We start from the raw sequence: 9853 nt of genomic DNA on the forward strand, positions 1-9853 counted from the left end.
AGTTTAGAATATAATATAATTATACATCAAATTTAAGCAAAATAAACACCCCCATAAAAATTTGTGGTGGTGTCTAGAGAAGATATACAAATGACAGTTTTTACACTATCACTTAAATATTTAAAAAAATAAACAAGAAGAATACTAGGACTTAATAACAATTATACCATCTCTTCCAAAAGAAACTGAGGTATTATCAAACTTTTCATAAACAGTATGATAATTATTATTTGTAATCTCAGAAATTGTATTATAAAGATTACTTTCTTTAATAACGGACAAATATTTATCATCAGATAATCTTTCAAAGATTAAATTTCTATCATTTAGAAATGTTTTTACAGTTAAATTTTTTTCACCAAAAGAATCTACAATAGCCTTTAATACACTATTACTTATTCCAATCTTATAATCTTCAAAATTTATAAAAGAAAATTCTAATCCTTCTTCAGTTCCAACTTCTATATACTCGGAATTTGTTGATAATAATGATAGTAAATTCTTGTAGTACCTCAAAATTGCAACGTTAGCATTAAAATGACAAACCAAATCACCTTGATAATCAGGATCAATATCACAAAAATGTAATTCATCATTTTCGAAATAAGAACCTGTTACATGTTTATTCAAATTCTTATCCTTAAATGTTCTTATCATACCGGGAGATACTTCAAATTCCACCTTGCGAATTGATTTGACTTGCTCTTCTCCTTTTTCAATAGTCCCAGAATCCAGTTTTGTTTTCCATGTACCTTTAGCTTCAATTAAATAAGCTAAGGGCTTAGGCCCATTACTTAATCCAAAAAAGTCTGGAACTTTATTTGAATTCTGATTTTGATAATAAGAAATTTTTGAATCTTTTAGATGAAATAAATGAGAAATGTTATAATGTTTCTCAGCAATTGCGTATGACGACAGCATACCTATAAAATAGGATACAGCTGCTTTTATAGATTGTTCTGAATTTGAATAATCACTAGTAATTTTGAAAGTTCCGCCAACATCTTCTAGAGCCATTCTAACCATATATTCATAAAATTTATATGTATTAGAAGAAGAACCATTATTTTGAATACCTCCGGCAATTGAAAGATATCTAATAAAATCTTGCATTGTAACCTTTATTGGTTTAACAATTCCATTTTTATTATAATTAGAAACTGTATTATAAAAAGAAACTTTTACCATAACTATATATCCCTTAATAGAATTAACAAACACCCCCACAAAAATTTGTGGGGGTGTTTATGGGGAGGTTTCAAAAGAAACAACTCCTATATTGTCGCCTCAACAAATAACGAAAAGGCTATTAAACTCGGCTTTCAGCCCTAAATAATCAGTAAATGATTATTTAAGAGTAACTGAAGCTCCAGCTTCTTCCAATTTAGCTTTAAGTTCTTCAGCTTCAGCTGCAGCAACACCTTCTTTGATAACGCCAGGTGCACCATCAACAAGTTCTTTAGCTTCTTTAAGACCAAGACCAGTGATTTCACGTACAACTTTGATAACGCCGACTTTCTTGTCGCCTGCAGATGTCAATTCGATATCGAATGAATCTTTAGCAGCACCTGCGTCAGCAGCACCAGCTGCAGCAACAGCTACAGGAGCAGCTGCAGTTACACCAAATTCTTCTTCGATAGCTTTTACAAGGTCGTTCAATTCAAGGATTGAAGCTTCTTTAATTTCAGCAATAATGTTTTCAATGTTCAATGCCATTGTTATTTCCTCCAAATAAGTTTTAATTTTATGTTTTTATTTTTTTGTAGCTAGGCTACGCTGCGTAGCTTAAGATTAAGCTGCGTCTTCTTTGTTGTCTGCAACCGCTTTGACTGCAAGAGCAACGTTGCGCACTGGCGCTTGAAGTACAGAAAGGAGCATAGAAAGAAGTCCTTCGCGGTTTGGAAGAGTTGCAAGTGCAAGAATCTCTTCTTTAGATGCGACAGCGCCTTCGATTGCACCACCTTTAATTTCAAGTGCTTCAGCGTCTTTTGCAAAATCGTTCAAGATTTTCGCAGGTGCGATAACATCTTCGTTAGAAAATGCTACTGCAGAAGGTCCAACGAATACAGATGCAAGATCTTCAAGACCAGCTTTTTCAGCTGCACGACGCAAGATTGAGTTTTTGATAACTTTAAACTCAACTTCGCTTCCGCGAAGGTTGCGACGGAGAACTGTATCTTGCTCAACTGTCAAACCGCGAGAATCTACAACGACGATTGATGCAGCAGCTTTCATTTTTTCAGCTACCACGTCAACAAGTTCCGCTTTTTTAGCAATAATTGCTTCACTCATTAGTGTGTTCACCTCCGTAATTATTTTGCTTGGGGAATTTTTCCAAAAGAAAAACGCGCCCAAACCTAGACACGAAAGTACAATACGCTTCTTTTAATTGATACGTTTTGTCCTCGGTAGGATCTTTATGAGTCGAGCTCCCCTACTGTCTTAGGCAGTTTTTTCAAACCGTAGATTAGTTTATCATATATAAAAAAAGAATGCAAGTACTTTTGCAAACTTTTTTTATATTTTTTAATCGTTATAAAGACTCTTAATATTATTCAACCAAGCATAGGCTAGTCCCATGAGGACTCCTCCTCCTACCCAGTTGGCAAAGAAGGTGACGCTATAATGACGTAAAATATTTAAAAACTCAAAATGTGGCAATTGGCTAGAAACTGAATTAAAGCTTAATAATGAGAAGGAAGCAAAGTTTGCAGCTAAGTGTTCATTGGTCATAAAGACAAACATATAGATGGCTGAGAGGGCTAAGAGCACTTTCGCTGTTTCATCCTTGAAGTATAGATAAGAAAGAATAGCAATATTTACAAAGATATTGGCAATAATTCCTTCAAAGAAAACCACTTGATTGCTGCGTTGGAGTTTATTTTCTGCTACCGTGGCTAGGAAACCTTTTGGATCGATATGTGCAAAGGCAGTTGTTTGATTGAAAAGAAAAGCGACGATTAAAGCACCAATTAAATTAAAGAAGGTACAATAAAGAAGAATCTCCAACGCTTTCTTCCAGTTAATTTTCTTTAGATAGGTACCCGCCGTCAAATACATCATATTTGAGGTGGTTAATTCCGCATTTAAGAATAAAAGGTAAACCAAGCCCCAGGCAAAGATGAATGGAAATAGAAAACGACCCGATCCCGGTAAGAAGGTATTCAACAAGTCTGCAGCAACTGCTCCGACCGCCGTACTTAAAGTAAGAAATCCACCAGCAAAAATAGAACGGACTGCATAGCGCGTTTTAGATTTCTGATAGAGATCTTCCTTCTTATTACACGCCGCTCCAACTTTTTGAATAAAATTAGATTCAGACATACTATTCTCCTTATATAATGTTTGTGAACAAAATCATTATATCATAGAGAGAAAAGTTTGAAAAGGTTTTCAGGAAGAATTCTTAACTTTTCATCATATACGTTTTATATCGAATATCACTGTGTGCTAAAAACAAATAAAAAAACAGGCATCTGCCTGTTTTACTTTTAATAATTTAAACGGTTCGCCCAAGCGATATCCAAATTCAAGATTTCTTGTGAAGTGAACTGTTGACGATATGGATTGTATACCGAACCTGTAATACCACCTTGAACATTTGGTGAATCGTATTGAGTCAAATTATAGGTTTCAATGATGTTATTAAGTTTTGCATAGTAGCTTGTGTCTGTCGCATAAACCCCTGTCAAAGCTGCTGTTGCATCTTGGTAACTAGAGGTGTTGCTCTTCCAAGCACCTGCAAAATGTCCTTGTTTCAAAACAGCTACATAGTCTTGCAATGATTCATAGTAAGATGGGTAAGAACGAAAAGCGTCATTAATCGTATAGGCATTTCCAGCACCATCATCTTCCCAAGTTTGCATTACTGCAGATTGACCAGCATAACTTCCTTTAATACCGAAAAGGTTGTAATGCGGATAAGAAGACAAGCCAGACTGACCTGATCCACTTTCAAGGATAGCTTGTGCGATCATAACGGAAGCATAAAGGTCGTTCTCTTGACCGAGCTGACGAGCTGACTCACCAATTTGTGAGATGAAAGCTTCAGTAGGGTCTGAATAAGCTTGGTAAGTTCCATCATTAGCGCCAACTGATGTGACGTGCTCGCTCATAGCAGCAGCAAATGTCCCCACTGCTAATACAGAAACGAACAAACCAAATAATTTCGTTTTATTCCGTATTTTCTTTTTCATAATACAATTTATCTCCAATTAATTTTTTATCATCTTTTATCTTTATAGAGATTATACCATATAAATAGAAGAAAACAAAGGCACTTATATTACACTTGTATTACAATTGCGAGATAAATCCAAAACAAAAATGACATTTTCATGTCATTTCAATTTATTTCGTAAAACGCATTTTCTAAAATAGCATCCCATGACTTCTCTAGTCCCTCCCTGGTTACAGAAGAAAAGACAATAAAGGTGTCAGCAGGATCGAAATCTAGTTTTTTCTTGATGATGGATTCATGTTTGTTCCATTTTCCACGTGGAATCTTATCTGCCTTGGTAGCAACTAAGATCACAGGAATCTCATAATATTTTAAGAACTCATACATCTGAACATCATCTGCTGAAGGTTCGTGGCGAAAATCGACTAGGCTAACGACTGCTTTTAAGTTTTCGCGACTAGTGAGGTATTCTTCAATCATCCGCCCCCACTTCTCGCGCTCTTTTTTTGAAACACGTGCATAGCCATAACCAGGTACGTCTACCAAACGGAGTTTATCATCGATATTGAAGAAATTGAGCAATTGAGTTTTTCCTGGTTTTCCAGATGTTCTGGCCAGGTTTTTTCGATTTAAGAGAGTATTAATAAAAGAAGACTTGCCGACATTGGATCGACCGGCAAGTGCAACTTCTGGAATCTCATCTTGAGGATAATGACTCTTATTTGCAGCGCTTAAGAGGATATCCGCATTATGTGTGTTAATTTCCATATTTTATCTTTCTAGGCTGTTTCAAGAATTGGTTTTTCAGTTCCATCTACAGCTTCTTTTGTAATTCGGACAAGTTTGACATCTTCTTGACTTGGAATTTCAAACATGACATCCATCATAGTTTCTTCGATAATCGAACGGAGTCCACGAGCTCCTGTTTTTCTTTCGATGGCTTTATTGGCAATCTCTTGAAGGGCCTCATCATCAAATTCCAATTCAACGTTATCATAAGAGAGCAAGGTTTGGTATTGTTTTACCAAGGCATTGCGTGGCTCTTTCAAGATACGGACAAGGTCGTCAACTGTCAATTGCTCAAGAGCAGCAAAGACTGGAAGACGTCCGATCAATTCTGGGATAATCCCGAATTTTTGAATATCTTCTGCAACGATTTCTTGCATGTAAGAGCTTGATTCATCAATGGCTTTATTGTTCTTACCAAAACCGATGACTTTTTCACCGAGACGTTGCTTAACAATTTCTTCGATCCCGTCAAAAGCTCCACCTACGATGAAGAGAATATTCTTGGTATCCACTTGAATCATCTCTTGTTGTGGGTGTTTGCGTCCACCTTGAGGTGGGACACTAGCGACAGTTCCTTCGATGATCTTCAAGAGAGCTTGTTGCACTCCTTCACCAGAAACGTCACGTGTGATAGAGACATTTTCACTTTTCTTAGCGATCTTATCGATTTCATCGACGTAGATAATGCCTCGTTCAGCACGTTCAATATTGAAATCAGCTGCCTGAAGAAGTTTTAAGAGAATGTTTTCAACGTCTTCTCCCACATAACCAGCTTCTGTCAAGGCTGTTGCATCTGCAATGGCAAATGGGACATTCAGACTACGTGCTAAGGTTTGGGCCAAGAAAGTCTTACCTGAACCAGTAGGGCCAATCATGAGGATGTTTGATTTTTGCAATTCAACATCTGTCTCGTCTTCGCGCGTATCGTGGAAGTTGATGCGTTTGTAGTGGTTGTATACTGCTACAGCAAGGGCACGTTTGGCACGATCTTGACCGATCACATAGTGGTTCAAGATATTGAGCAATTCGATTGGTTTTGGAACTTCGCTAAGGTCTGCAAGAACTTCTTCTGCTAGCTCCTCACGGATAATTTCTTGTGCTAACTCAACACATTCATTACAGATAAACGCATTGTTTCCTGCAATGATTTTTTGGACTTCATCTTGACTCTTTCCGCAAAATGAGCAATAAACCATCATATCATTGTTTTGATTCGTTGGCATGTATTTCCTCTTTCTGTCATTTTCTGTTTGTATTTAGTTTAAAATAAGGTCATGTAAAAGGCGTGAATAGAATTCACAAGATTGGTAAAAGCATTTAGTAAGAATAAAATAGCGAGGCCGAACCGTTTTTTACGAAAGGTTTGTAAGGCGCAAATCAAACAGATAACACACAGGACAGCTGTAAAAAAACCAAAGACACTTCGCTCCATTAGTCTAAATCCTTTCTCTTATAATAGTTGACCGTAAAATCATATGGATTTTTCTCATCTTTCAGATGGGGAACTTGATGGACCTTTTCATAACGGTTCTCATCAAATTTTGGTGCCAATGTATCTCCATCAATCGTTGCATGAATTATAGTCTGGATCAACTCTTCTAACTGGTCAGAAAAGAGCCTTAAAATCTGACTGCCCCCAATAATGTAAAGATTCTTCTCTTGGTTCTGATACCACTCTAAGACTTCTTCTTTGCTATGCATGACGAGTACAGCATCATTTTCAGAATCATAAGCCTGATCTTGCGTTAAGATAATGCTAGTCCGACCTGGTAGAACCCGTTTTTTCATACCCTCAAAGGTCACTCTTCCCATAAGAATTGCTTGTCCCATGGTCGTTTCCTTGAAATGCTGAAGCTCAGCTGGCAGATGCCAAGGCATGACTTGGTCCTTTCCAATAATGCCGTTTTCAGTTTGAGCCCAGATACCAATAATCTTTTTCATTCTCTCATCCTTTACACTGATACTTCTATTTTATCAAATTTTCTTATAAAAGACTGATTTCAACTATCTAGTTTGAAGGATATTTTTTCAAATACAAACAGAAAAAACCGCGAGATTTTCGCGGTTTTTCTTAGCCACAAGTTAGCTTAGTCTTCTTTTTTGCGTTTTGCAAATCCGAACAATGAGAGACCTGCTAAAGCACTAAAGATTGCAAGACCAGCAGTAGAAGATTCTTTTGTTCCTGTATTTGGAAGTTGTGCAGTAGGATTTTGTGGATCGATATACTTCACTTCTTCTTTCGTTTCTGGAACGACAGGAATCGTTGGCTCTTCTGGTTTTGGTTGTGGAGTAGGTTGTGGTTGCGGCTGTGGAGTAGGCTGTGGCTGTGGCTGTGGCTCTGGTGTCGGAGTTGGATCCGGTGTTGGAGTTGGTGTCACAGTCTTCTTGTAGATATGTTGAGTATTTCCATCTTTATCTACAATATTCTTCACGAAGTCATAACCTGGGATATCTTTCTTCGGTTGTTCCCCATCTTCTGTTGGGTTACCTGGGATAGGATCACCATTTTCGTCTACGTATGAAGTTGTAACTTTTTCATAGACGTGTTCAGTATCACCATTAGGCAATTTCTTCGTTTCCACAAAGCGGTAACCTGGAATTTCAGCTTTTGGCTCTTCTCCATCAACTGTAGGGTATCCTGGGATTTCCTTACCTTCTTTATCAACAAATTTAGTGATTGGAAGAACAGTTGGTGTGTAAGTTGCAGAAGCTTTTGTTCCGTTCACATCTTCACGAACCACTGTCACTGCTGGCGCAGTACCAGTAAATTCAGGTTCTGGAGTGAAGGTTACAGTTCCATCTGCTGCCACTGTGTAAGTACCAACACCTGGAATTGTCTTCGTAGTTGAACCATTTTCAAAGGTTGCTGGAACCTTATCATTCATTGGTACACGGCTATCCCCTTCTGTGAAGCTTGGTTTACCTGTTTGAGTAGCACCCTTCTTACCAATTGAAGTAACTGGTTCACCCGTTGGAGCAACTGGTGTTACTGTCGGTGTGTAAGTAGCTGTAATTGGTGTACCGTTCTTATCAACACGTTTCACTGTTACGCCTGTACCAGTTCCTGTGAATGATTTCTCTGGTACGAAGGTAACTGTTCCATCTGGAGCTACTGTGTATGTTCCTTCACCTGGAATAGTCTTAGTTGTTGAACCATCTTCAAATGTTGCAGGTGTATCATCATCCATTGGGATTGCAGGGTTACCAGGAGTGAAGGTCGGTGTACCTGTTTGTGTTTTACCTTGGATATCTGTAGATGTTGCAGGGTCAGCAGTTGGTACAACCGGAGTAATCTTAGGTGTGTAGGTTGTTTCAGCAACAGTTCCGTTTGTATCTTTACCTTGAACCTTAACTGGAACGACTTCACCTGAGTAAGATTTATCCGTTGGTGTGAAGGTTACAACACCTGTTTCTTTATAGACTGTGAAAGTACCAATTTCTTTACCTTCTGGTGATTTAGCTACTACAGATTCTGCTGGTTGGCCGTTTTCATCAAGAAGAGTAATGGTATCCTTGTCGATTGGTGCAACTGGGTCACCTTCTGTGAAGGTCACAGTTCCAGTTTGAACCACACCTTGAGGTCCTTCTGATTCAGCTGGAGTTGCTGTTGGAGTTACTGGTGTTACAGTTGGAGTGTACTTAGCAGTAACTGGAGTACCATTCTTATCGACACGTTTAACCGTTACGCCTGTACCTTCTCCAGTGAATGATTTTTCTGGAACAAATGTTACGGTTCCATCTGGAGAAACAGTGTAAGTTCCTTCACCAGGAATAGTCTTGGTTGTTGAGCCATCTTCAAATGTTGCAGGTGTATCATCATCCATTGGAACATTTGGATTACCTGGTGTGAAGGTTGGAGTACCTGTTTGCGTTTGACCTTGTTTGTCAGTAGATGTTGTATCTTCTGCAGTTGGTGTAACTGGTGTTACAGTTGGTGTATATGTTGCAGAAGCTTTAGTTCCGTTCATATCTTCACGAACAACCGTTACAGCTGGTGCAGTTCCGACGAATGATTTTTCTGGTACAAATGTAACTGTTCCGTCTGCTGCTACCGTGTATGTACCAACGCCGTCAACTGTCTTAGTTGTTGAACCATCATCAAATGTTGCTGGAACATCATTGTTCATAGGCACACGGCTGTCGCCTTCAGTGAATTCAGGTTTACCAGTTTGAGTCGCACCTTGGATATCTGTTGATTCAGCTGGTGTTGCTGTTGGTGTTACTGGTGTCACAGTTGGTGTGTACTTGGCTGTGATTTCAGTACCGTTCTTATCAACGCGTTTCACTGTTACGCCTGAAGCAGTTCCAGTGAATGATTTTTCTGGGACGAAGGTTACGGTTCCATCCGGAGAAACAGTGTATGTTCCTTCGCCATCTACTGTCTTAGTGGTTGAACCATCTTCGAAGGTCGCTGGAGTATCTTCATCGATTGGAACATTTGGATTTCCTTCGGTGAAGGTTGGTTTACCAGATTGTGTTTGACCTTGGATATCTGTCGATGTAGCATCTTCAGAAGTTGGAACAACTGGAGTAATCTTCGGTGTATAAGTTGTTTCAACTGTAGTTCCATTTGTATCAGCTGCTTGAACTTTCACTGGGACAACATTACCTGAGTATGATTTATCCGTTGGTGTGAAAGTAACTACACCTGTATCTTTATCAACTGTGTATGTACCGATCACATCACCTGCTGGTGATTTCGCTTCTACTGATGCTGCTGGTTGACCATTTTCATCAAGAAGAGTAATCGAATCCTTGTTAATTGGAGCTACTTCATCACCTTCAGTGAAGGTTACAGTTCCAGTTTGAACCAAACCTTGAGGTCCAGTAGATTCAGCTGGTGTTGCTGTTGGAGTTACTGGAGTTACAGTTGGTGTGTAAGTT

Annotated in this window: 9 protein-coding genes and 1 other annotated feature; all 9 genes read right to left on the bottom strand. The window is 38.5% G+C overall.

The window, feature by feature from the left end; genetic code table 11:
• Positions 1-144 precede the first annotated feature (144 nt).
• Positions 145-1188: a hypothetical protein gene (locus HMPREF2685_RS06520; protein WP_070465993.1), complete on the bottom strand. Its 1044-nt coding sequence runs from the start codon at positions 1186-1188 to the stop codon at positions 145-147.
• A 159-nt stretch (positions 1189-1347) separates the two neighbouring features.
• Positions 1348-1716 carry a 50S ribosomal protein L7/L12 gene (rplL, locus tag HMPREF2685_RS06525; RefSeq protein WP_045759484.1) on the bottom strand — a complete coding sequence of 123 codons (369 nt, stop codon included), beginning with the start codon at positions 1714-1716 and terminating at the stop codon, positions 1348-1350.
• 75 nt (positions 1717-1791) lie between these two features.
• Positions 1792-2292, bottom strand: coding sequence for a 50S ribosomal protein L10 (rplJ, locus tag HMPREF2685_RS06530; RefSeq protein WP_003001722.1), 501 nt, complete (start codon positions 2290-2292; stop codon positions 1792-1794).
• Between the two features lie 38 nt (positions 2293-2330).
• Positions 2331-2465: a sequence feature (ribosomal protein L10 leader region), on the bottom strand.
• A gap of 61 nt (positions 2466-2526) precedes the next feature.
• Positions 2527-3324, bottom strand: a complete 798-nt coding sequence (locus HMPREF2685_RS06535; RefSeq protein ID WP_070465995.1) for a formate/nitrite transporter family protein — start codon at positions 3322-3324, stop codon at positions 2527-2529.
• A gap of 167 nt (positions 3325-3491) precedes the next feature.
• Positions 3492-4196, bottom strand: a complete 705-nt coding sequence (locus tag HMPREF2685_RS06540) for a glucosaminidase domain-containing protein (RefSeq protein ID WP_021153281.1) — start codon at positions 4194-4196, stop codon at positions 3492-3494.
• Positions 4197-4345: 149 nt separating this feature from the next.
• The gene (yihA, locus tag HMPREF2685_RS06545) at positions 4346-4948 is read right to left on the bottom strand and encodes a ribosome biogenesis GTP-binding protein YihA/YsxC (RefSeq protein WP_003016353.1); all 603 of its coding nucleotides are present in this window, start codon (positions 4946-4948) and stop codon (positions 4346-4348) included.
• Positions 4949-4959: 11 nt separating this feature from the next.
• Complete coding sequence (clpX, locus tag HMPREF2685_RS06550) at positions 4960-6192, bottom strand: ATP-dependent Clp protease ATP-binding subunit ClpX (RefSeq protein WP_003001797.1); 1233 nt, start codon at positions 6190-6192, stop codon at positions 4960-4962.
• A 208-nt stretch (positions 6193-6400) separates the two neighbouring features.
• On the bottom strand, positions 6401-6910 hold the full coding sequence (locus tag HMPREF2685_RS06555; protein WP_070465998.1) for a dihydrofolate reductase: 510 nt from the start codon (positions 6908-6910) through the stop codon (positions 6401-6403).
• A 146-nt stretch (positions 6911-7056) separates the two neighbouring features.
• Positions 7057-9853 (bottom strand): LPXTG cell wall anchor domain-containing protein (locus tag HMPREF2685_RS06560; protein ID WP_261710341.1); only part of this gene is annotated, 2797 nt, incomplete at its 5' end.

It is taken from the genome of Streptococcus sp. HMSC074F05, assembly GCF_001808725.1.
Classification (GTDB): Bacteria; Bacillota; Bacilli; order Lactobacillales; family Streptococcaceae; genus Streptococcus; species Streptococcus parasanguinis_I.